At 71.4% G+C, this 21,342-nt stretch carries 21 protein-coding genes; 8 read left to right on the top strand and 13 right to left on the bottom strand.

What is annotated here, in order from left to right; all coding sequences use genetic code 11:
* Nucleotides 1-49 precede the first annotated feature (49 nt).
* From EDD93_RS28640 to EDD93_RS28625, 4 genes are all read left to right on the top strand, one after another.
* Nucleotides 50-712: a YitT family protein gene (locus tag EDD93_RS28640; protein WP_123528387.1), complete on the top strand. Its 663-nt coding sequence runs from the start codon at nt 50-52 to the stop codon at nt 710-712.
* Entirely contained in the window at nt 709-1,473 is a 765-nt protein-coding gene (locus EDD93_RS28635; RefSeq protein ID WP_123528386.1) for a glycerophosphodiester phosphodiesterase, read from the top strand. Before EDD93_RS28640 ends, EDD93_RS28635 begins: the two co-directional genes overlap by 4 nt.
* 47 nt (nt 1,474-1,520) lie before the next feature.
* Nucleotides 1,521-2,894 (top strand): MFS transporter, encoded by a 1,374-nt coding sequence (locus EDD93_RS28630; RefSeq protein WP_123528385.1) that lies wholly within the window; start codon nt 1,521-1,523, stop codon nt 2,892-2,894.
* Nucleotides 2,895-3,169: 275 nt separating this feature from the next.
* Entirely contained in the window at nt 3,170-3,544 is a 375-nt protein-coding gene (locus EDD93_RS28625; protein WP_003959706.1) for an RNA polymerase-binding protein RbpA, read from the top strand.
* Between the two features lie 129 nt (nt 3,545-3,673).
* On the opposite strand, the gene fxsA is transcribed toward EDD93_RS28625, so the two are convergent.
* From fxsA to EDD93_RS28605, 4 genes are all read right to left on the bottom strand, one after another.
* Nucleotides 3,674-4,252 carry an FxsA family membrane protein gene (fxsA, locus tag EDD93_RS28620; RefSeq protein ID WP_123528384.1) on the bottom strand — a complete coding sequence of 193 codons (579 nt, stop codon included), beginning with the start codon at nt 4,250-4,252 and terminating at the stop codon, nt 3,674-3,676.
* Nucleotides 4,253-4,318: 66 nt separating this feature from the next.
* Nucleotides 4,319-5,086, bottom strand: coding sequence for a polyprenol monophosphomannose synthase (locus EDD93_RS28615; protein ID WP_123528383.1), 768 nt, complete (start codon nt 5,084-5,086; stop codon nt 4,319-4,321).
* A 527-nt stretch (nt 5,087-5,613) separates the two neighbouring features.
* A complete protein-coding gene (locus EDD93_RS28610; RefSeq protein WP_123528382.1) occupies nt 5,614-7,254 on the bottom strand; it encodes an amidohydrolase in 1,641 nt (546 codons plus the stop codon).
* A gap of 46 nt (nt 7,255-7,300) precedes the next feature.
* Entirely contained in the window at nt 7,301-7,741 is a 441-nt protein-coding gene (locus tag EDD93_RS28605) for an Lrp/AsnC family transcriptional regulator (protein WP_123528381.1), read from the bottom strand.
* A 203-nt stretch (nt 7,742-7,944) separates the two neighbouring features.
* Between EDD93_RS28605 and EDD93_RS28600 the strand changes: the two genes are divergently transcribed.
* Nucleotides 7,945-8,346, top strand: coding sequence for a hypothetical protein (locus EDD93_RS28600; RefSeq protein ID WP_123528380.1), 402 nt, complete (start codon nt 7,945-7,947; stop codon nt 8,344-8,346).
* A 447-nt stretch (nt 8,347-8,793) separates the two neighbouring features.
* On the opposite strand, the gene EDD93_RS28590 is transcribed toward EDD93_RS28600, so the two are convergent.
* Nucleotides 8,794-9,966: an acyl-CoA dehydrogenase family protein gene (locus EDD93_RS28590; protein WP_123528378.1), complete on the bottom strand. Its 1,173-nt coding sequence runs from the start codon at nt 9,964-9,966 to the stop codon at nt 8,794-8,796.
* Between the two features lie 393 nt (nt 9,967-10,359).
* Here EDD93_RS28590 and EDD93_RS28585 point away from each other — a divergent pair, with 393 nt between their 5' ends.
* Nucleotides 10,360-11,634, top strand: coding sequence for a glycoside hydrolase family 18 protein (locus tag EDD93_RS28585; protein WP_123528377.1), 1,275 nt, complete (start codon nt 10,360-10,362; stop codon nt 11,632-11,634).
* A gap of 74 nt (nt 11,635-11,708) precedes the next feature.
* Here EDD93_RS28585 and EDD93_RS28580 read toward each other — a convergent pair whose 3' ends face one another.
* Nucleotides 11,709-11,861 (bottom strand): SCO1431 family membrane protein, encoded by a 153-nt coding sequence (locus EDD93_RS28580; protein WP_123528376.1) that lies wholly within the window; start codon nt 11,859-11,861, stop codon nt 11,709-11,711.
* A gap of 111 nt (nt 11,862-11,972) precedes the next feature.
* A complete protein-coding gene (locus tag EDD93_RS28575) occupies nt 11,973-13,343 on the bottom strand; it encodes a peptidase C39 family protein (RefSeq protein ID WP_123528375.1) in 1,371 nt (456 codons plus the stop codon).
* 174 nt (nt 13,344-13,517) lie between these two features.
* On the opposite strand from EDD93_RS28575, the gene EDD93_RS28570 reads away from it, so the two are divergent.
* The gene (locus EDD93_RS28570) at nt 13,518-14,147 is read left to right on the top strand and encodes a uridine kinase (protein WP_123528374.1); all 630 of its coding nucleotides are present in this window, start codon (nt 13,518-13,520) and stop codon (nt 14,145-14,147) included.
* A gap of 358 nt (nt 14,148-14,505) precedes the next feature.
* Nucleotides 14,506-16,410, top strand: a complete 1,905-nt coding sequence (locus EDD93_RS28565; protein WP_185092553.1) for an AAA family ATPase — start codon at nt 14,506-14,508, stop codon at nt 16,408-16,410.
* Nucleotides 16,411-16,467: 57 nt separating this feature from the next.
* On the opposite strand, the gene EDD93_RS28560 is transcribed toward EDD93_RS28565, so the two are convergent.
* The 6 genes from EDD93_RS28560 to ribH form a co-directional block, all read right to left on the bottom strand.
* Nucleotides 16,468-17,565, bottom strand: a complete 1,098-nt coding sequence (locus EDD93_RS28560; protein WP_123528372.1) for a hemolysin family protein — start codon at nt 17,563-17,565, stop codon at nt 16,468-16,470.
* On the bottom strand, nt 17,562-18,932 hold the full coding sequence (locus EDD93_RS28555) for a hemolysin family protein (protein ID WP_123528371.1): 1,371 nt from the start codon (nt 18,930-18,932) through the stop codon (nt 17,562-17,564). Before EDD93_RS28555 ends, EDD93_RS28560 begins: the two co-directional genes overlap by 4 nt.
* A 184-nt stretch (nt 18,933-19,116) precedes the next feature.
* Nucleotides 19,117-19,581 carry a PH domain-containing protein gene (locus EDD93_RS28550; protein ID WP_123528370.1) on the bottom strand — a complete coding sequence of 155 codons (465 nt, stop codon included), beginning with the start codon at nt 19,579-19,581 and terminating at the stop codon, nt 19,117-19,119.
* A 22-nt stretch (nt 19,582-19,603) separates the two neighbouring features.
* Complete coding sequence (gene hisG / locus EDD93_RS28545; protein ID WP_123528369.1) at nt 19,604-20,452, bottom strand: ATP phosphoribosyltransferase; 849 nt, start codon at nt 20,450-20,452, stop codon at nt 19,604-19,606.
* A 62-nt stretch (nt 20,453-20,514) separates the two neighbouring features.
* Nucleotides 20,515-20,787 (bottom strand): phosphoribosyl-ATP diphosphatase, encoded by a 273-nt coding sequence (locus EDD93_RS28540; RefSeq protein ID WP_073739434.1) that lies wholly within the window; start codon nt 20,785-20,787, stop codon nt 20,515-20,517.
* 34 nt (nt 20,788-20,821) lie between these two features.
* A complete protein-coding gene (gene ribH, locus EDD93_RS28535) occupies nt 20,822-21,307 on the bottom strand; it encodes a 6,7-dimethyl-8-ribityllumazine synthase (protein WP_018524272.1) in 486 nt (161 codons plus the stop codon).
* Nucleotides 21,308-21,342: the final 35 nt, after the last annotated feature.

Below are 21,342 nucleotides of genomic sequence, written 5' to 3'. Positions count from 1 at the left end.
CACAGAGTGACACGCAGCAGTCCACTACCACCACACCAGGGGGCACCACTTGTCCACCACCGCCGCCCGGCAGCGCACGCACCTCACCCGCCGGCTGATCCAGCTGTACGCGGGTCTCACGCTGTACGGGGCGAGTTCGGCGCTGCTGGTGGTCGCCGGGCTCGGGCTGGAGCCGTGGGGGGTGCTGCACCAGGGGCTCGCCGAGCGGACCGGGATCACCATCGGCGTCGTCTCGATCATCATCGGCGCGATCGTGCTGCTGCTGTGGATTCCGCTCCGCCAGCGGCCGGGTCTCGGCACCGTCTCCAATGTCTTCGCGGTCGGGATCGCGATGGACGGCACGCTGGCCCTCGTCCCCGATGTGCACGGGCTCGCCGCGCGGGCCGGGGTGATGGTGGCGGGCATCGTCCTGAACGGGGTCGCGACGGGGCTGTACATCGCGGCCCGGTTCGGTCCGGGGCCGCGCGACGGACTCATGACCGGGCTGCACCGGCGCACCGGCCGCTCCATCCGGCTCGTCCGCACGGCGATCGAGGTGGCGGTCGTGGTGACCGGCTTCCTGCTCGGCGGTTCCCTCGGTATCGGCACGGTGCTCTACGCGCTGGCGATCGGCCCGCTCGCCCAGTTCTTCCTGCGCTTCTTCGCGATCCCGGACAACGGCGGCCCCACGGCCACCGCCCCGTCGTCCGGGCAGGCGATACTGCCGCAGTGACTTCCGTACGCCATCCCTATCTGGACCACCCCGGCCCGCTCGCGTTCGCCCACCGGGGCGGCTCGGCGGACGGGATCGAGAACACCGCGGCGGCGTTCCGCCGGGCCGCCGACGCCGGGTACCGCTACTTCGAGACCGATGTGCACGCCTCGGCGGACGGCCGTCTGGTGGCCTTCCACGACACCACGCTGGACCGGGTGACGGATGCCCGGGGCCGGATATCGGAACTGCCGTGGAGCGAGATACGGCGGGCCCGGGTGGCGGGCCGGGAGCCGCTGCCGCTGTTCGAGGAGCTGCTGGAGGCGTTCCCGCAGGCGCGCTGGAACGTGGACATCAAGGCCGCGCCCGCCCTCGGACCGCTGGTGGACCTGATCCGCCGGGCGGACGCCTGGGACCGGGTGTGCCTCGGCTCGTTCTCCGAGGCCAGGGTCGCCAGGGCGCACCGGCTGGCGGGGCCCCGGCTGGCCACCTCCTACGGAGTGCGCGGTGTGCTGGGCCTGCGGCTGCGCTCCTACGGCCTGCCGGCGGCGCTGCGCGCGGGTGCGGTGTGCGCGCAGGTGCCGGAGAGCCAGGGCGGTGTCCGGGTCGTGGACCGGCGCTTCGTGCGGGAGGCGCACGCGCGGGGGCTCCAGGTGCACGTCTGGACGGTCAACGAACCGGAGCGGATGGCCGCGCTCCTGGACCTCGGCGTGGATGGCATCATGACCGATCACATCGAGACGCTGCGTACGGTGCTGAGCGAGCGGGGGGCCTGGGCCTGAGACTCCGGGCCCGGTGGCGTCCGCACGGGGAGAGACAGGGGGGCGCAATGAGCGCCGAGACCGCGGACAGCGCCGAACCGGCCCAGAGCACGCCCGGGGCGGCCGACCCCGCCGAACGCCGGCGGGAGCAGCGCGGCTGGTACTTCTACGACTTCGCCTGTTCCGTGTACTCGACGAGCGTCGTCACCGTCTTCCTGGGGCCGTACCTGACCTCGGTCGCCAAGGCCGCCGCCGACGCCGACGGCTACGTCCGTCCGCTCGGCATCCCGATCCGCGCCGGCTCGCTGTTCGCGTACACGATCTCCGCCTCGCTCGTCGTCGCGGTGATCCTGATGCCGATCGTGGGCGCCGCCGCCGACCGCTCGGGCCGCAAGAAGCCGCTGCTGGCGGCCGCCGCGTACGTGGGCGCCACCGCCACCGCCGCGATGTTCTTCCTGGACGGCACCCGCTATCTGCTCGGCGCCTTCCTGCTCATCGTGGCGAATGCCGCGATATCCGTGTCGATGGTCCTCTACAACGCCTATCTGCCGCAGATCTCGGAGCCCGACGAACGCGACGCGGTCTCCTCGCGCGGCTGGGCCTTCGGCTACACCTCGGGGGCGCTGGTACTGGTCCTCAACCTGATCCTCTACACCGGCCACGACTCCTTCGGCCTCTCCGAGTCGGATGCCGTCCGGATCTGTCTGGCATCGGCCGGTGTCTGGTGGGGCGCCTTCACCGTCGTACCGCTGCGCCGGCTGCGCGACCGGCGGGTGGCACCCAGCGGCGACGGGGCGGTCGGGTCCGGATGGCGGCAGCTGATGGCGACCCTGCGCGACATGCGCCGCCATCCGCTCACCCTGTCCTTCCTGCTCGCCTACCTCGTCTACAACGACGGCGTGCAGACGGTGATCTCCCAGGCCTCGGTGTACGGCTCCGAGGAGCTGGGCCTCGACCAGACCACGCTCATCACCGCGGTCCTGCTGGTCCAGATCCTGGCGGTGGCCGGAGCGCTGGGCATGGGCAGGCTGGCCCGGGTCTACGGGGCCAAGCGCACGATCCTCGCGTCCCTGGTCGTCTGGACGCTGATCCTGGTCGCCGGATACCTCCTGCCGGCCGACGCGCCGGCGTTCTTCTACGCGCTGGCCGCGGCGATCGGCCTGGTCCTCGGCGGCAGCCAGGCCCTGTCGCGCTCGCTCTACTCGCATCTCGTGCCGCGCGGCAAGGAGGCCGAGTACTTCTCGGCGTACGAGATGAGCGACCGAGGGCTGAGCTGGCTGGGGCCGCTCGTGTTCGGGCTCGCGTACCAGCTGACCGGCAGTTACCGGGACGCGATCATCTCGTTGGTGATCTTCTTCGTGGCCGGTTCCGTACTACTCGCGAGGGTGCCGGTCCGGCAGGCCGTGGCGGCGGCGGGGAACCCCGTCCCCGAACGGATTTAGGCGTTGAAGTAAAAGGCCGGTAGTGTACGCCTTTGGCCTGCCCGGAGGACCGTTACTGCCAGTGGAAGAATCCAAACCGTTGGGTGACAACTTCTGCCAGATGTGACAAACCGGGCATTGGCGGGTACTTGAACCCTGGCAAACCTGAAAACTCAGCGCCACGACGGGCGACGCATGACCGGCAACGGGAATCTTTGCCGCCGACCGGGCGTTGAGCCGGATGACGACGACAGCGACACCTGTCCTGTGGGCGACAAGCCCGGGAGGCACGATTCATGAGTGAGCGAGCTCTCCGCGGCACGCGACTTGTGGTTACCAGCTACGAGACGGACCGCGGCATCGATCTGGCCCCGCGCCAGGCGGTGGAGTACGCATGCCAGAACGGACATCGATTTGAGATGCCGTTCTCGGTAGAGGCAGAAATTCCGCCGGAGTGGGAGTGCAAGGCGTGTGGCGCCCAGGCACTCCTGGTGGACGGGGATGGCCCCGAGGAGAAGAAGGGCAAGCCTGCGCGCACGCACTGGGACATGCTCATGGAGCGGCGCACACGCGAGGAGCTGGAGGAGGTGCTGGCCGAGAGGCTGGCGGTTCTGCGCTCCGGAGCCATGAATATCGCCGTGCATCCGCGGGACAGCAGGAAGTCTGCCTGACCGCGTAGCACAGCACTGAGACAGAGCCGCGGGCCGCGACACCTTGTGTGTCGCGGCCCGCGGCTCTGTCGTGTTGCCGGCGTTCGGGTGTCGGCCGACCGGGGTACGTGGGCCGGCCGAGCGGGTCCGTTACGGCGTCAGGGGCGGGCGGTGGTCGTCGTCGGGACGGGCGGGGTCGTCCCGGATCACCTCGCCCTGGACGACCTTGCCGTCGGGCCTGTGCATACGGGCCTGCTGGAAGGCGTCCGAGAGGCCGCCGGGGGCCGCCCTGCGCATCCGGCGCTCCAGCGAGCGCTCCGTGTACTTGCTGAGCGCCGACCGGAGCGGCGGCACCAGGAGCAGCAGTCCGGCGACGTCCGAGATCATCCCCGGAATCATGATCAGCAGTCCGCCGAGCATGAGGTAGCCGTTGCCCCTGCTGCCCGCGGGAGCGGGCGACGAGCCCTCGCCGGCGCCCGGCTGCCCCGGCATCTGCTGGAGCGTCTCGGTGAGATTGCGGAAGGCACGGCGTCCCGCCGACTTCATCACCACGGCGCCGAGCACGACGCCCGCGGCCAGGAGCAGCAGGACGGTGAACCCGCCCGCCACGTCCGCCACCACGATGAGCAGCCAGATCTCCAGCACCGCCCAGGCGGCGATGGCGAGAGGTACGAAGGTCCGGGCGCGCGAGCGCTTGCGGGCGGTCGGGGGCGGTGTGCCGGTCGTCATGCCCCCAGTGTGCCTGGCCGCGCGTCCCGGCGCGGTAAGGGGGCGAAGATCATCCGGTCCGGGGCGTCAGGGCGTCCGGCGTCCGAGCACCCGGTTCGTGCGGGTGGTGACACCCCAGGCGGTCACCCGCCAGAGTGCCTCGACGAGGATGTCCCGGCTCATCTTGGAGTCGCCGACCTCCCGGTCCACGAAGGTGATCGGGACCTCGACGACGTGGTAGCCGGCCTCGATCGAGCGGCGTGCCAGGTCCACCTGGAAGCAGTAGCCCTGCGAGGCGACCTCGTCGAGGCCGATGCCCTTCAGGGTCTCCGTGCGGAAGGCCCGGTACCCGCCGGTGACGTCCCTGGTCCGCAGCCCGAGCATCAGCCGCGAGTAGGTGCTGCCGCCGCGGGAGATCATCTCGCGGGACTTGGGCCAGTTGACCACCCGCCCGCCCGGGACCCAGCGGGAGCCCAGCACCAGGTCCGCGCTCTTGAGGGCGGTGAGCAGCCGGGGCAGTTCCTCGGGCTGGTGGGAGCCGTCCGCGTCCATCTCGACGAGTACGCCGTAGTCGTGGTCCATGCCCCAGCGGAAGCCGGCGAGGTAGGCCGCGCCGAGCCCTTCCTTGCCCTTGCGGTGCAGCACGTGGACCTGGTCGTCCGCGCAGGCCAGTTCGTCGGCCAGCTTGCCGGTGCCGTCGGGGCTGTTGTCGTCGGCGACCAGGATGTCGGCCTCCGGTACGGCGGCGCGCACCCGGCTGACGATCGGCTTGATGTTCTCGGCCTCGTTGTAGGTCGGAATGATCACCAAGGTTCTGCCGAGCGGGCCGTATCGCCTCTGACCGCCGTCGTTCACTAACTGCCCCTTAAGTCCGTACGCAGACACACACCATATCCAGCGCGGCGGGGCCGCCGGGCGACCCGGTCGGGGCGGTTCGGCGGTGGCGGCGGACAGAAGCGCGGAAGTACGGACAGAACTGCGGATCGGGGCCCGGCGTCCTTCGGGCCGACCTGGGACCCGCCGGCTGCGGGTCGACCTAGAGCCGTTGTCTACTGAACGTCCGGGCCCCACCCGGGTCGCACCCTCCGTCCGGCTGAAACCTTCCCTCGCCCCCGAGGCGCGGGCGCTGAACCTGGCTGTCAGCGGTGGTGCGCCGGTGCGGCACACCACCTCATGACCCAGCGGCGTTCGACGACTGCGTGGAGGTTTAACCGGTCGGACGTCCTGTGGTGGACTCGGCCGAACCTACCGGCCAGTGGGCGCATTCTGTCAATAGTTGCCTGACCTGCACCCTTTACCGAACTTGCCTGGTCAGTACCGGAGATCCCCAGGTCGCGGGAGAACCGGGGCACCTTCGATCGGCGGTACGAAATGTCCGCACATCACTCGTTCGGCCGTACGTAGACAGTTTGTCCGAACACCACGGTGCGCAGGCAGACGGGAAGTTCGGCCCCCGGGCTGAGGTCGGGCAGTCCCGGCGTCCCCGACCTGGGATCGGTCGACCAGCGGGCGACCCGGTCGTCCGGGGCCTGGACCACCAGGTCATCGGTGCGCCAGACCGCGTAGTCGGCGGGGGCGCCCGGCACCAGGGTGCCCGCGTCGTCGCGGCCGACGGCCCGCCAGCCGCCCCTGGTGTGGGCGGTGAAGCCGGCCCGTACGGAGATCCGGTGCTCGGGCGTCCGGTGGAACGCGGCGGCCCGCACGGTCCCCCACGGGTCGAGCGGGGTCACCGGGCTGTCGGAGCCGAACGCGAGGGGCACACCGGCCCGCAGGAGGGCCGCGTAGGGGTTGAGGGTCCTGGCCCGCCCGGCACCCAGCCGTTGGGCGTACATGCCCTCCTCACCGCCCCAGGCGGCATCGAAGGCGGGCTGGACGGAGGCGGTGAGCCCCAGTTCCGCGAAAGCGGCGACGGTTTCGGGGGTGAGCATCTCGGCGTGCTCGATCCGGTGCCTGGCGGCCCGCACCCTGCCCAGGCCGACCTTCTCGGCGGCCGCCGCGACTCCTTCGACGACCGCACCGAGCGCGGCGTCGCCGATGGCGTGGAAGCCCGCCTGCAGCCCGGCCTCGGTGCAGGCCGCGACATGGGCCGCGATCTGCCCGGCGTCCAGATGGGCGGCGCCGGCCAGCGGGGCGTCCGCGTACGGCTCGTGCAGGCAGGCGGTGTGCGAGCCGAGCGAGCCGTCGACGAAGAGGTCCCCGGCCGCGCCCACCGCGCCGAGCTCGCGGATGCGCCGGGCGTCCTTCTCGTCGGCGACCTGCTCGGCCCAGTAGCCGAAGACCCGCGGTCCGGGCCGTGCGGCGGCGAGCTTCAGCAGCGCGGTGAAGTCCTCCTCGTCGGAGATCTCGGGGCCGCCGCACTCGTGGACCGTGCCGATGCCCAGGGACGCGGCACGGTCCAGCGCGGCGCGCTGGGCGCCGGCGCGCTGGAGCGGTGAGACGGCGCCGTGGGCGGCGGAGCGCACCGCGTGGTGGGCGGCGGCGGTCAGCGGCGCCTCGGGGTGGTAGCCGGCCATCGAGGTGACCGAGGGGACCAGGTCCAGCAGCGCGGTGCTCGCGACCGCCGAGTGCACGTCGATCCGGGGCAGGTAGACCGGCCGGCCGCCGGCCGCGGCGTCCAGCTCGGAGCGCGAGGGCGGACGCCCCTCGGGCCAGCGCGTGGCGTCCCAGCCGTGTCCGAGGACAACCCGGTCGGCGGGGTGCGCCACCACGTACGTCCGTACCAGGGCGAGGGCCTCGCCGAGGGAGCGGGCACCGGAGAGGTCGAGGCCGGTGAGGGCCAGGCCGGTCGACGTGGTGTGGACGTGGGCGTCGGTGAACGCGGGCGTGACGAGCGCCCCGTCGAGGTCGATCACCTCGTCGACGCCGCCGGCGAAGGCGTCGGCGGCCCCCTCGGAGCCCACCCAGGCGACATGGCCCCGTTCGACCACCATGGCGGTGGCGAAGGGGTCGGCGGGGCTGTGGACGTCTCCACCGCGCAGCAGCACGGTGCGGTGTTCGCTCTGGGGGGCGGTGCTCTCGGTCATGGGGACCAGTCTCCCGCCTGCCGGGTGCCGCCCCGTGCCCGGCCCCTCAGATCTGCGGCGGCCGGGCCTCGTACGGTGTGGAGAGGACGACGGTGGTGCGCGTGGAGACACCGGCGAGCGAGCGGATGCGCGTCAGCAGGTGCTCCAGCTCGAGCGGGGTCGCGACGCGCACCTTCAGGATGTAGTTCTCGTCACCCGCGACGCTGTGGCAGGCCTCCAGCTCCGGGACCCCGGCGAGCCGCTCCGCGATGTCGTCCGGGGCGCTCGGGTCGAAGGGCTTCACCGAGATGAACGCGGTCAGCGGCAGGCCGACGGCCTCGGGGTCGACGACCGCGGCATAGCCCCGGATCACCCCGCGCTGCTCCAGCCTGCGGACTCGCTGATGAACCGCCGAGGTCGACAGGCCGGTGGCCTTGCCCAGGTCGGTGTAGCTCATCCGCCCGTCCCTGACGAGCAACTCCACGATTTGACGGTCCAGCTCCTCCATATGGATCAATCTATGGCCCCGGGCCCCTCCAGGCACAGCCGCAGGAGCCACCGAAGGGCGCCCCGAGGTGGTCATGTGATGAATGCCACAGGTTTACGGGCCGGTAGCCGAGCACCTCGCGGTTACGGCCGATCCGCGACGGGAAGTGCTTGCTTTGGCCGAGGCCGCGACGCCGTGCCGGCCCACCCGAGGGGGGAATTTCCATGCAGAACGTCAAGGTCACCGAACGTACCGAACCGGAGCCCGTTGATCCTTTCGAGGACACCGATCCCGACGCGTACGACACGCTTGAGATGTACCGGGTCACCTGCCCGGACTGCGCACAGCCGATCGCCCTCCTGGCGGACGAGACCGCGCTGCCGGAGCACGCGCTGTGCCCGACCCCGTGGAATCCGTTCGTCCTCACGGTGTGCGCCGGTACCGGCCGCCCGGCGTCGAAGGCGCTGCCCGCGGACGAGTCGACCGACGTCCAGGAGCAGGAGACGGCCCTGCTGCTGACGCTCCCTCAGGGGCTCGACTGGAGGATGCAGCCCTTCTCGCACGCCGGGGGCAGCGGCTCCCGCCCCTTCCGGATGCCGCAGCAGCTCCGGCGCGAGGCCGCCTGACCCCGCGCTCCCGCCCGTGCGGGAGCGCGTACCGCCCGGCACGGCAGCACCGCTCCGCACCACGACGGCCCGGCCGGCGTGGTGCGCCCGGCCAACGGCGCCAGTGCCGCCGCGGAGAACCTGGCGAACGGGCGCCCGAATCAGCCGGACAGTGACCCGGCCCCGCCTCACGGCGTTGGCCTGGCATGACCCTGCTGCATTCCACGGCCGGCCCCGGTCGACGACGTCTCGCCGTTCCGGCCTCCGAAGAATCGGTTCCGCAGCCCGAGGCCTCACCGCTCCCGCAGTCCGAGCCGCCGCGCCCGGTGCCCCATTCGACCGATCCCCCCATCTACCGGGCGATGCTCCGGCACTGGGAGGGGACCGGGCGGACCATGCCGGGCCGTCATGACCAGGAGTGGAACCGGATCATGACGACGCCCGTGTGGTCGGACCGGCCGCTGCGGGTCAGTGCGTCTCAGGACCCGCGAGGTGGCGCGCGATGACCATGCGCTGGATCTGATTGGTGCCCTCGACGATCTGCAGCACCTTCGCCTCGCGCATGAGCCGCTCGACGGGGAAGTCCAGCGTGTAGCCGTATCCGCCGAGCACCTGGACGGCGTCCGTGGTGACCCGCATCGCGGCGTCCGTACAGAACAGCTTGGCCATGGCCGCCTGCCGCGAGAACGGGCTGCCCGCGTCACGCAGCCTGGCCGCCTCCAGGTAGAGCGCCCGGCCCGCCTCGATCTGGGTGGCCATGTCCGCGAGCATGAACCGCAGCCCCTGGAAGTCCGCGATGGGACGGCCGAACTGCCGGCGCCCGGTGGCGTAGGCGACGGCCTCGTCCAGCGCCGCCTGGGCCACACCGATGGCACACGCGGCGATGCCGAGGCGGCCGGAGTCGAGTGCGGACAGCGCGATCGCGAAGCCCTGCCCCTCCTCGCCGATCCGGCGCGCGTCCGGGACCCGTACCCCGTCGAAGTGGAGCTGGGCGGTGGGCGAGCCCTTCATCCCCATCTTCTTCTCGGGGACGGCCGCGCTCAGCCCGTCGGCGTCGCCGGGGACGAGGAAGGCGGTGATCCCGCGCGCGCCGTCGGCGCCGGTGCGGGCGAGCACGGTGTAGAAGTCCGCGACGCCGCCATGGGTGATCCATGCCTTGGTGCCGGTGATGACCCAGTCGTCCCCGTCCCGTACGGCCTTCGTCCGCAGCGAGGCGGCGTCCGAGCCCGAGGCGGGCTCGGAGAGGCAGTAGGCGCCCAGCAGGCCGCCGGCGAGCATGGCCGGAAGGTGTTCGGCCTGCTGCTCCTTGGTGCCGTACCCGGCGACCGCGTGGCAGGCCAGGGAGTGGACGCTCACGCCGAGCCCGACGGTGAGGCGGGCGGAGCTGAGCTCTTCGAGTACCTGGAGGTACACCTCGTACGGCTGGTCGCCGCCGCCGTGGGCGGAGTCGTAGGGCAGTCCGAGCAGGCCGGAGCCGGAGAGCAGCGTGAAGACGTCGCGCGGGAACCGGCCGGCGTCCTCCTCCTCGGCGGCCCGCGGCGCGATCTCACGCTGGACGATGTCGCGGACGAGCCCGATCAGCTGCCTGGACTCCTCGGTGGGCAGTCGGCGTTCCACTGACTGCGGGGCACGGTCGGGCATGACGGCGCTCTCCTCCCTGTCGGGCGTTGCGGCGGTCGCGCGCGCGGGGTGGGTGCGGCGCCGCCGGGTGATCTCCGGGCGGAGCCCGAAAAGACTGCGGTCCAGCCGATGTTGCCCTCCCGGATTACGAGAGGCGCCGGTCAGCGGCCGTGGCGGCTTGAGTATGCCCGATAGGACGGTATCCGTCACTGGGCGATGGGGCACTTCGGCCACGGCGCGCGATCACGGGTCCTCCTGGCGGACGATCAGCGGAATTGGTCCGAACCATTGACCCAACTGGTCTAGTCCTTCTACGGTTCACCGCGAACCGGCTTTCCGCGTTCATGCCAATTCTGCGCAAGCGCCGAAAGCCGGTCGCCCACCGGTAAGCCCCCTCCCCCACGAGGAGCAACGATGATCGGACTGCATCGCCCGGGAGCGCGTCTCCGGGCGCTCGCCGCTGCCGCCTGTACCGCCGCCCTGGGCGCCGCCCTGCTGGGCGTCGCGGGCACCGGGTCCGCCGGCGCGGCCCCCGCCGACCTGCAGGCCGCCGCCCCCGCGGCAGCGCCCGCCGCCCCCACAGCGGCCGGCAGCAAGGTGGTCGGCTACTTCACCGACTGGGGTGTCTACCAGCGCAATTACCACGTCAAGAACATCGAGACCTCGGGCTCGGCCGACAAACTCACGCACATCAACTACGCCTTCGGCAACGTCCAGGGCGGCAAGTGCACGGTCGGCGACTCCTACGCCGACTACGAGAAGGCCTACACGGCCGACCAGTCGGTCGACGGGGTGGCCGACACCTGGGACCAGGAGCTGCGCGGCAGCTTCAACCAGCTGCGCAAGCTGAAGAAGCTGCACCCCGACCTCAAGATCCTCTGGTCGTTCGGCGGCTGGACCTGGTCCGGCGGCTTCGGCGAGGCCGCGAAGAACCCGGCCGCGTTCGCGGACTCCTGCTACAGCCTGGTCGAGGACCCGCGCTGGGCCGACGTCTTCGACGGCATCGACATCGACTGGGAGTACCCCAACGAGTGCGGGCTGACCTGCGACACCAGCGGCCGTGACGCGTACGGCAACCTGCTGTCCGCCCTGCGCTCCAAGTTCGGCACGGACAACCTGGTCACCTCGGCGATCAGCGCGGACGGCTCCGACGGCGGCAAGCTCGACGCCGTCGACTACGGCGGCGCGGCGAAGTACGTCGACTGGTACAACCCGATGACGTACGACTTCTTCGGCGCCTGGGACGCCAAGGGCCCGACCGCACCGCACTCCCCGCTGAACTCCTACCCGGGCATCCCCAAGGAGGGGTTCAACAGCGACGCGGCCATCTCCAAGCTGAAGGCGGCGGGCGTCCCCGCCTCCAAGCTGCTGCTCGGCATCGGCTTCTACGGCCGGGGCTGGAGCGGCGTCACCCAGGACGAGCCGGGCGGCACGGCGACCGGCGCGGCCCCGGGTACGTACGAGGCGGGCATCGAGGACTACAAGGTCCTCAAGAACAGCTGCCCCACCACCGGCACCGTCGCGGGTACCGCCTACGCGCACTGCGGCACCAACTGGTGGAGCTACGACACCCCGGCCACCATCGGCACGAAGATGGACTACAAGAACCAGCAGGGCCTGGGCGGCACCTTCCTCTGGGAGCTCAGCGGTGACACCACAGACGGCGAGCTGATCAAGGCGGTCAGCTGACCCCGGCGCGGCGGTCATGACGGTGGGCGGGGAGCCGGGCGGGCTCCCCGCCCACCGTCACGTGCGCCCGGGGCTCACATCAGACCGATCTGCGTGACGAACATGGCGATGACCACGACGAGCGTCCAGCCGAGGATGTTCTCCAGCAGCCCGGAGCGGTCCCCGGGCCCGCCGGTCCGCGTACGGCGGCGGGCGGGGGTGGTTGTTGCGGCGGCAGTCGCGTTCATGGCATCTCGTTCGGTCGGCCGGCAGTGTCCCCCGAGGACCCGACCACAGTGCCAGCCGGAGCGGCCCCCGGGGTAGAGAGCTGCGTCACTGCCCCGGGGAGCCGGGCCGCGTCAGCGGACGCCGACAGCCGCCAGAGCCCGGCGCTGGGCGGGTGTCGGGTGTGCGGGGAAGTAGAGGTAGCAGACGCCGCCTGTGCCCGAGACCACACTGCCGCTCGCGTTGTAGCGCTTGGTGCGGAGCCAGATCGTCTCCCACTCGTGCCGCTTGTAGACGCGGCGCACCGCCTCGTCGTCCGGGGAGGCGGGGTCGTTGGCGATCACGTCGCCGTCCGCGGTGAAGCCGATGACGGTCATCAGGTGGCCCGAGGTGCCGTACCCCGCACCTGTCAGCTCCTCCTTCAGGAACGACTGGGACGTTATGGCCGGGATTCCCGCCCGGACCAGGGTCTCCAGGTCCTTCAGCGAGCCGAGCCGGGTCACCACGGCGCTCATGTCCTCGTACGTGGCCGCGTAGGCGGCGTTGAAAGGCCAGTTGCCGCAGCCCTCGTACTGGTTGTCGTAGGTGAAGCGCGCCGCGTGGCAGACCTGCGGGTCGGCCAGCCCCGGCTTCACCCAGGAGAGGTCCTCGGCGCTGGGGTGGCGGCCCCAGTACTCGATGATCATCTGCGAGGACGTGGGGCTGCACCACGCCTCGCCGCCGTTGTCGTACTCGGGGTACTGGCCCGCGTGCACGTTCTGGGAGTAGCGCGGCACCGGCAGTTCCCGGACCAGGCCGGGGACCGAGGCGGGCACGGTGAAGCGGTCGGGGATGTCCGAGGCCATCGCGCCCAGGCGCCAGACGGTGGGGGTGAGCCGGGTTCCGGGGGTGCGGTACAGGGTCAGCCGCAGCCGGTAGGAGACGAGCCGCAGGCCGCTCGCCGCGTCGTCCACCGAGAAGGTGTCGGTCCAGATCGAGCTCTTGCCGTCGCTCTGGTCGTCGACGGAGGTGCGGCGGATGTCGCCGTCGCCCGCCGCCCATCGCCCCATGACGTACCAGGGGGTGTCGGTGCCGTCCGAGTAGGTGCCCCGCAGTTCGATCTGGATCCAGGTGCCGGCCGGCGTGTGCGCGTTCCAGGAGGCGATCACCTCGGTGGCCGGGACGGCGGAGCGGTGGACGGGCGAGGTCCAGGTGGCGTACTCCCAGGCCGCCGTCGTACCGGTGTGCGGATCGGTGTAGTCGGTACGTCCCAGCGGGTGGCCGATCACCAGGCCCGCGCGGCGGCCCGCGACGGCGCGGGTTCCGGCGCCGGAGCCGCAGCGCCAGTCGGTGTACGTAGTCCAGGAGTGGTTGTCCACGGAAGCTGCCGCCGTCGAGGGTGCGTGGTGCGGGGCGGAAGAGGGCGCTGCGGCGGCAGCGGAAGCGGTGGACGACACCGCTCCGGCTCCGGCCGCCGCCGCGATGGCGGCGGCGAGCACGGTTCGGCGTGAGGTCGGACTGGGCATGGGCGAGACCCCCGGTCGTAAGCGGAATGGGGCTTCAGGTGCACGACAGTGCGCCAACTATTGCGGGTCGTCCCCCGGTTCGGCCAGCGATTCGCCTCGCGCCGCAGGACCAATATTGGTCTCGACCACTGGCGTGACCTGCGAGGGCTTCGGGCCGGCTCGTAGGGTGGACGGATGAGCGACCTCTCGCCGCACACCGCGCGGCTGCGCACCCTGCCACCCTCCTGCGGGCCGGTCCGGCTGATCGCCGTCGACGGCCACGCGGGATCGGGCAAGAGCACCTTCGCCGCCAGGCTCGCGGCCGAGCTCGGCGGCGCACCCGTCCTCCACCTGGACGATCTGGCCAGCCACGACGAGATGTTCGACTGGACGGACCGGTTCCGGAGCCAGGTCGCCGGACCGCTGTCGCACGGGGAGCCCGCACGCTACGAGCCCTACGACTGGACCGCCCGGCGCTTCGGCCCGCCGCGCACCCTGGACCCCGCCCCGGTGGTCCTGGTGGAGGGGGTCGGCGCCGGGCGACGGGCGCTGCGCCCCCTTGTCGCGCACCTGTTGTGGATGGATCTGCCCGCCGCCGAGTCCTGGGAGCGGGGCCGACGGCGCGACGGGCCGGCCCTGACGGCGTTCTGGGACGACTGGACCACCGCCGAATCAGCTCACTTCTCGGCCGATCCCTCCCGCGCCTGGGCCGATGTGCTGGTACGTCAGTTGCCTGTGGGGTACGAGTGGTTGGAGGGATCCGGCGCGACAGCGCGAGCGAGTCATTCCGTCACCCAAAGTGATCGTTCGGTACCGCCATACTGAGCAGTCGGAAATCGGCCCGGAAGTGCCCCGGCTCTGCTTGACCCGGGGCGGTACAGGTCTTACGTTCTCAATGTGCGGCTTTTCGGAGCCCCCGCAGACACGAAGCCCCCGGTTGTTCCCCCGTGATCGGGGGCTTCGTCCTGTGCCCGGCGCCCGGCGGCGGCCATCTCGCACCCCATTGCGCTCACCCTCGGTCACGGCTCTCCTTCGGCCTGCGGCGCCCTTAGTCGGACACTCCCTGCGCAGGTACGATGCCTCTCGGTGCGGTCAATTCCCGTCCACGGCACAGCGGTTCGGCACGCCTCGGCGGGCAGCCGTGCGGCGGGACATCCTGGGGGCACGGTTTGTGGGGGACCAGATGGACATCGGCACGCAGGGCGCACAGGCCCCGGCCGACCTCGCCTGGCTGCGCGGCGTGGACGCCTACACGATGGGCGCCTACCCGCAGGCCGAAGAGGAATTCAGAGCTGCGGTACAACTCGATCCCGGCATGGCGGACGCCTGGCTGGGCCTCCACGCGCTGCGGGTCGACACCACGACGGCGCTGCTGCATATGTACAGCCACCGCGACCGCTTCGGGGAACAGCGCGGCCGTCACCGCCGCACGCTGAACTCCTGGTACTGGCTGGGCTGGTGGGTACAGCCGGTGCTGGAGAGCCCGCGCGACCTGCTGCTGGCGCACGCCTCGCACTGGCTGGACGGGCGCCATGTGCCTGAGCTGGACCGGGCACTGGCCGGGCTGCCCCCGGTGGACGCCGACGCGCAGGTGCGCTTCCTGCACGCCTGCCGCTCCTACCTGGTCAAGGACTGGGAGCAGCTCGTACGCCATACGGAACAGCTGATCGAGGACCCGCTCCTGGGCATCGAGGCGGGGCTGTTCGGCGGGATGGCGCGGGTGCGGCTGGAGATGTACGGGCAGGCCGAGCCGCTGCTCTCCACCGCGCTGATGCGCTGCCGCAGCGAGCAGCCGCAGCGCAAGGAGCTCCGCTACTGGCTGGCACGGGCGCACGAGGGAACCGGTCGCAGCGCGGCCGCGCTGCCGCTGTACCGGGCGGTGCACCGGATCGATCCGGCGTTCATGGACACCTCGGCCCGGCTGGCGGCGATCGCGGACTACGACGGGCTGGACGGCGCCGACGAGCTGTCCGGGCTGGCCGCGGTGTCCCTGACGGGCCTGGGCGGCGACGGCACCTTCGTGGAGGGCCAGCCGGACGGCGACTCGATGCTGGGCACCGATCTGGTGGACGGCCGGGAGCTGCGCCCCGGCGTCGTCGAGCCGCAGGACCTGCCGGGGGTCGGGGTCTCACCGCCGCCGGGCGGGGCGCGGGAGAAGACCGCGGTCCCGGGCCAGTCGGCGCCGACGCTGTTCCCGGCCGGTCCCAGCGATCCGGTGCTGCTGGCCGAGGCCTTGGCGGAACTGGAGCGAATGGTCGGGCTGGAACCGGTGAAACGGCAGGTCAAGGCCCTGTCCGCACAGCTGAACATGGCGCGGCTGCGGGCCGGCCAGGGGCTGCCCGTACAGCCGCCGAAACGCCATTTCGTCTTCTCCGGGCCGTCCGGTACCGGGAAGACCACGGTGGCCCGCATTCTGGGCCGGGTGTTCTACGCGCTGGGTCTGCTCGGCGGGGACCATCTGGTCGAGGCCCAGCGGGCGGACCTGGTCGGCGAGTTCCTGGGCCAGACAGCGGTCAAGGCCAATGAGCTGATCGACTCGGCGCTGGGCGGGGTGCTGTTCGTCGACGAGGCGTACAGCCTCTCCAACACGGGCTACAGCAAGGGCGACGCGTACGGGGACGAGGCCCTTCAGGTCCTCCTCAAGCGGGCGGAGGACAACCGGGACCACCTCGTCGTCATCCTGGCGGGCTATCCGGAGGGCATGGACCGGCTGCTCGCCACTAATCCCGGGCTGTCCTCGCGGTTCACCACCCGGGTGGACTTCCCCAGCTACCGCCCGCTGGAGCTCACCTCGATCGGAGAGGTGCTGGCCGCGGAGAACGGGGACGCGTGGGACGAGGAGTCGCTGGACGAGCTGCGGGCCATCAGCGGCCATGTGGTCGGCCAGGGCTGGCTCGACGAGCTGGGCAACGGGCGGTTCCTGCGCACGCTGTACGAGAAGAGCTGCGCCTACCGCGATCTGCGGCTCTCCGGTTACGCGACGGTGCCGACGCGGGACGACCTGGCGACGCTGCGGCTGCCGGACCTGATGCAGGCGTACGGCGAGGTGCTGTCGGGGCGCCGGCCCCCGGAGCGGCCGGCCGGGTGAGACCCGGACGCCGGGCGGGCCGTGGTGACCCGCCCGGCGGCCGGGGACGGTGCGGGGTCAGCCGACCAGCGCCGTCAGTTCGTCCGAGCCGGACTTCCGCTCCCCGGTGCGGCGCGGCTCCGAGACCCGGTGGGCCGGGTCCCGTACCTCACCGACGAGCATCTCCAGGACGTCCTCCATGGCGACCAGCCCGAGCACCCGGCCCGAGGCGTCGGCGACCTGGGCCAGGTGCGTCGCGGCGCGGCGCATCACGGTCAGGGCGTCGTCCAGCGGTAGCTCGGCCCGTACGGTGGCCATCGGGCGCCACACGTGCTGCGGGACCGCCCGCTCACCGTCCTCCAGGTCGAGGACGTCCTTGACGTGCAGGTAGCCCATGAACGGGCCACCGCCCTCCGCGCAGACGGGGAACCGCGAGTAGCCGGTCCGCACCGTGAGCGCCTCGATCCGGTGCGGGGTGACGGACGGGTCGACCGTCACCAGGTTCGCCCGGCGCAGCAGCACATCGGTGACGGGCCTGCTGCCCAGCTCCAGCGCGTCCTCCAGGCGTTCCTGGGCGTCGGGCCCCAGGAGTCCGGCCTGTCCGGAGTCCTCGACCAGCCGGTTGAGCTGCTCGCTGGTGAAGACGGCCTCCACCTCGTCCTTCGGCTCGACGCCGAAGAGCCGGAGCACCAGCCGGGCGCAGGCGCCGAGCGCGGAGGTGACCGGGCGGCAGAGCCGGGCGAAGCCGACCAGGCCGGGGCTGAGCCACAGGGCGGTCTTCTCCGGGTCGGCCATCGCCAGGTTCTTCGGGACCATCTCGCCGATGACGAGATGAAGGAAGACGACGAAGACCAGTGCCAGCACGTAGCCGAGGGGATGGATCAGACCCTCGGGCAGGTGCACCGCGTGGAAGACCGGCTCCAGCAGCTGGGCGACGGTCGGCTCCGCGACGGCGCCCAGGGTCAGCGAGCAGACGGTGATGCCGAACTGGGCGGCCGCCATCATCTGCGGCAGGTTCTCCAGGCCGTACATCACCTGGCGGGCCCGGCCGGACCCGGTTGCCGCGAGGGGTTCGATCTGGCTGCGGCGTACGGAGACGAGTGCGAACTCGGCGCCGACGAAGAAGCCGTTCGCGAGGACCAGGAGTCCGGCGAAGAGCAACTGGACCAGGCTCATCGCGCCGCCTCCAGGACGCCGCGGCCCGCCGGTTCGGCGGTGACCTGGTCGGCGGCCCCGGCAAGCCGCACGAAGCGGACCTTCTCGGCCCGGTAGTGGCCGACCTGGCGGACCGAGATCCGCCAGCCGGGCAGTTCGGCCCGGTCGCCCGGGGCGGGGATCCGGCCGAGCAGGTCGGCGACGAGACCGGCCACGGTCTCGTACGGTCCGTCGGGTACGTCGAGCCCTATCCGGCGCAGGGTGAGGACGCGGCAGCTGCCCTCGGCGTCCCAGGCGGGCCGGCCGTCCTCGGGGGCGGCGGGGGCCAGTTCGGGGCGGTCGGCGCCTTCGGCGTCGTGCTCGTCCCTGACCTCTCCGACGAGTTCCTCGATGATGTCCTCGAGGGTGACGACACCGGCGGTGCCGCCGTACTCGTCGACCACCACGGCGATCGGCTGCTCCTTGCGGAGCCGCTGGAGGAGCTGCTCGACGGGCAGGGTCTCCGGGACCAGCAGCGGGGGCACCGCGATCCGGCCGGCCGTGGTGCGCAGCCGGTCCCTGGCGGGAACCGCGAGCGCGTCCTTGAGGTGGATCATGCCGACGACCTCGTCGATGCGCTCCCGGTAGACGGGGAAGCGGGAGAGGCCGGTGGCGCGGGTGAGGTTGAGGACGTCGGCCGCGGTGGCGGACGTCTGGAGGGCGCTGACCTTCACGCGCGGGGTCATCACGTGCTGGGCGGTGAGCCCGGCGAGCGACAGGGTCCGCACGAAGAGGTCCGCGGTGTCCTGTTCGAGGGTGCCGGCCTCGGCGGAGTGCCTGGCCAGGGAGACCAGCTCGCCCGGGGTGCGGGCGGAGGCCAGTTCATCGGTCGGCTCCACGCCGAGCAGCCGCACCAGCCGGTTGGCGACGGTGTTCAGCAGGCCGATCACCGGCCGGAACACCATGGTGAACCGGTGCTGGGGACCGGCGACGAACCGGGCGACCTGGAGCGGCTTGGAGACCGCCCAGTTCTTCGGTACGAGTTCGCCGATCACCATCTGCACGGCGGCCGCGAGGAGCATGCCGATCACCACGCTGATGCCGGGAACGGCGCCGTCGGGGAGTCCGGTCAGGGTGAGCGGACTCTCCAGCAGCTGGGCGAGCGCAGGCTCGGCGAGCATGCCGACCACCAGTGAGGTGATGGTGATGCCGAGCTGGGTGCCGGAGAGCTGGAAGGAGAGTTCGCGCAGGGCGTCGACGACGGTACGGGCCCGCCGGTCGCCCTCGGCGGCGGCGCGTTCGGCGTCCGCCCGTTCCACGGTGACGAGCCCGAATTCGGCCGCCACGAAGAATCCGTTGGCGAGGATGAGAAGGAATGCCGCACTGAGAAGCAGCAGGGGGGTGGTCATGCCGCCGCCTCCACGGAAGGGGCGGCGCAGGTACTACCGGAAGATCCGTCCATTGCTGGAGGGAGTCACTCCTTGGGTCGCAGGAAAGCCCCGCGGGTCTCGGGGACCTCTGGTGGGGGCGGGGCGCCACAGGGCGCCGCCGCCCACCAGAGTAATCAACAAGAGGCCCTGCGGGGCAGGGGGCTCAGCCGTTGTCCGTGCCGGCGCCGTGGTTCTCGGCCAGGGCGCGCAGTGCGCGGGCGTCGCGGATGGCCTGCTCCTTGGCGATTCCGGGCTGGATGCCGAGGGCGGGCATGCTGGTTCCGTCGCTGAGGTCGAGGAAGACCCACGGGTCACCGACACGCAGGTTGACGCGCACGATCTCGGCCCAGGACAGGCGCCTGGTACGGGTGAGATTGACCACGGTCACCCCGCTGTCGTCCGCGACGATCTTGGGCCGGCTGAGCAGGGCCAGGACGCCGAGGAAGACCAGCGCGGTGAAGACGAAGCTGGCCCGCTCCCCCGTGCTGAGCTGCTCCAGTGTGAAGGCGACGACGGTGATGACGGCGAACATCATCACTCCGACGCTCAGCAGGACCACCCGGGTGCGGGTCGGCCGGAAGGTGACCGGGAGGGCGGGGGCTCCGGTCCGGGGTGCGGGGGCTGACATGGTCTTCTTCCGTGTCCCGCCGTCAGAGCCGGCAGGCGTGGATGGCGGTGGTGAGGATCGCGCGGGCGCCCAGGTCGTACAGGTCGTCCATGATCCGCTGCGCCTCCTTGGAGGCGACCATCGAGCGGACGGCGACCCAGCCCTCGTGGTGCAGCGGGGAGATGGTCGGCGACTCCAGGCCCGGTGTGAGGGCGACCGCGCGCTCCAGGTGCTCGACGCGGCAGTCGTAGTCCATCATCACGTAGCTGCGGGCGACCAGGACGCCCTGGAGGCGGCGCAGGAACTGCTGGACCTTGGGCTCGTCGTCCGGGGCGCCGGTGCGGCGGATGACGACCGCTTCGGACTTCATGATCGGTTCACCGATCACTTCGAGGCCGGCGTTGCGCAGGCTGGTGCCGGTCTCGACGACGTCGGCGATGATCTGTGCGACGCCGAGCTCGATCGCGGTCTCGACGGCGCCGTCCAGGTGGACGACGGAGGCGTTGACCCCGGTCTCGGCCAGGTGCTTGGCGACGATGCCCTCGTAGGAGGTGGCGATCGTCAGCCCGTCGAAGTCCTGCGGGCCGGCGGCCGTGCCGGGCTTGGTGGCGTAGCGGAAGGTGGAGCGGGCGAAGCCGAGCTGGAGGATCTCCTCGGCCTCGGCGCCGGAGTCCAGGAGCAGGTCACGGCCGGTGATGCCGATGTCGAGCCGGCCCGAGCTGACGTAGATCGCGATGTCGCGCGGGCGCAGGTAGAAGAACTCCACCTGGTTCTCCGGGTCGACGAGGACGAGCTCCTTGGACTCCTTGCGCTGCTTGTAGCCCGCCTCATGGAGCATCGCCATCGCAGGCCCGGAGATAGCACCCTTGTTGGGGACGGCGATGCGCAGCATGAGGTCGGGTTTCCTTTGCGAAAGGGGTGTGCGGAGCGTTCGGACGGGTGCGGAGGTCGTGCTCAGAGATGGGCGTAGACGTCGTCGAGCGAGATTCCGCGCGCGACCATCATCACCTGGACGTGGTAGAGCAGCTGGGAGATCTCCTCGGCCGCCGCGTCCTTGCTCTCGTGCTCGGCGGCCATCCAGACTTCGGCGGCCTCCTCCACGACCTTCTTGCCGATGGCATGCACACCCTTGTCCACCAGTTCGGCGGTACGTGAGGTGGAGGGGTCGCCGTCGGCGGCCTTGAGCTGCAGCTCGGCGAAGAGCTCTTCGAAGGTTTTGTTCGCCATGATGTCCTTAGAATACGGGGTGCCCGGCGCGCACTCAGCGCCAGGGTTCGCTGACCGAGCGCAGTGTGGCCGCGGTGGCGACGGCGGCGGTGACCGCTTCGTGCCCCTTGTCCTCGTTGGACCCTTCGATGCCCGCGCGGTCGAGTGCCTGCTCCTCGGTGTCACAGGTGAGGACGCCGAAGCCGACGGGCACACCGGTGTCGACAGCGACCTGGGTGAGGCCGTTGGTGACGCCGTGGGACACGTATTCGAAGTGCGGGGTGCCGCCCCGGATGATCACGCCGAGGGCGACGATCGCATCGTAGCCGCGGCCGGCCAGCACCTTGGCGACCACCGGGAGCTCGAAGCTGCCGGGGACCCTCAGCAGGGTCGGCTCGTCGATGCCCAGCTCGTGCAGGGCGCGCAGCGCGCCGTCGACGAGTCCGTCCATGACCTTCTCGTGCCACTGCGCGGCGACGACCGCCACACGCAGGTCACCGCAGTTGCGTACGGACAGTTCGGGTGCGCCCTTGCCGCTCATGTCTCTCCTACCGCTCGTTTCCTTGATGGCTGCCG

The sequence above is a fragment of the Streptomyces sp. 840.1 genome (assembly GCF_003751445.1).
Lineage (GTDB): Bacteria > Actinomycetota > Actinomycetes > Streptomycetales > Streptomycetaceae > Streptomyces.
The sequence above is the reverse complement of the archived record's forward strand: the minus strand, read 5'-3'. Positions and strand labels throughout refer to the sequence as shown.

Excerpts from the sequence above, each read along its gene's own strand:
- EDD93_RS28610 (WP_123528382.1), bottom strand. The coding sequence starts at position 7,254 with ATGACCGAGAGCACCGCCCCCCAGAGCGAACACCGCACCGTGCTGCTG.
- EDD93_RS28565 (WP_185092553.1), top strand. The coding sequence starts at position 14,506 with ATGGACATCGGCACGCAGGGCGCACAGGCCCCGGCCGACCTCGCCTGG.
- EDD93_RS28575 (WP_123528375.1), bottom strand. The coding sequence starts at position 13,343 with ATGCCCAGTCCGACCTCACGCCGAACCGTGCTCGCCGCCGCCATCGCG.
- EDD93_RS28550 (WP_123528370.1), bottom strand. The coding sequence starts at position 19,581 with ATGTCAGCCCCCGCACCCCGGACCGGAGCCCCCGCCCTCCCGGTCACC.
- EDD93_RS28540 (WP_073739434.1), bottom strand. The coding sequence starts at position 20,787 with ATGGCGAACAAAACCTTCGAAGAGCTCTTCGCCGAGCTGCAGCTCAAG.
- EDD93_RS28555 (WP_123528371.1), bottom strand. The coding sequence starts at position 18,932 with ATGACCACCCCCCTGCTGCTTCTCAGTGCGGCATTCCTTCTCATCCTC.
- EDD93_RS28560 (WP_123528372.1), bottom strand. The coding sequence starts at position 17,565 with ATGAGCCTGGTCCAGTTGCTCTTCGCCGGACTCCTGGTCCTCGCGAAC.
- fxsA (WP_123528384.1), bottom strand. The coding sequence starts at position 4,252 with ATGACGACCGGCACACCGCCCCCGACCGCCCGCAAGCGCTCGCGCGCC.
- EDD93_RS28590 (WP_123528378.1), bottom strand. The coding sequence starts at position 9,966 with ATGCCCGACCGTGCCCCGCAGTCAGTGGAACGCCGACTGCCCACCGAG.
- EDD93_RS28580 (WP_123528376.1), bottom strand. The coding sequence starts at position 11,861 with ATGAACGCGACTGCCGCCGCAACAACCACCCCCGCCCGCCGCCGTACG.
- EDD93_RS28600 (WP_123528380.1), top strand. The coding sequence starts at position 7,945 with ATGCAGAACGTCAAGGTCACCGAACGTACCGAACCGGAGCCCGTTGAT.
- hisG (WP_123528369.1), bottom strand. The coding sequence starts at position 20,452 with ATGCTGCGCATCGCCGTCCCCAACAAGGGTGCTATCTCCGGGCCTGCG.
- EDD93_RS28585 (WP_123528377.1), top strand. The coding sequence starts at position 10,360 with ATGATCGGACTGCATCGCCCGGGAGCGCGTCTCCGGGCGCTCGCCGCT.
- EDD93_RS28605 (WP_123528381.1), bottom strand. The coding sequence starts at position 7,741 with ATGGAGGAGCTGGACCGTCAAATCGTGGAGTTGCTCGTCAGGGACGGG.
- EDD93_RS28625 (WP_003959706.1), top strand. The coding sequence starts at position 3,170 with ATGAGTGAGCGAGCTCTCCGCGGCACGCGACTTGTGGTTACCAGCTAC.
- EDD93_RS28570 (WP_123528374.1), top strand. The coding sequence starts at position 13,518 with ATGAGCGACCTCTCGCCGCACACCGCGCGGCTGCGCACCCTGCCACCC.
- EDD93_RS28630 (WP_123528385.1), top strand. The coding sequence starts at position 1,521 with ATGAGCGCCGAGACCGCGGACAGCGCCGAACCGGCCCAGAGCACGCCC.
- ribH (WP_018524272.1), bottom strand. The coding sequence starts at position 21,307 with ATGAGCGGCAAGGGCGCACCCGAACTGTCCGTACGCAACTGCGGTGAC.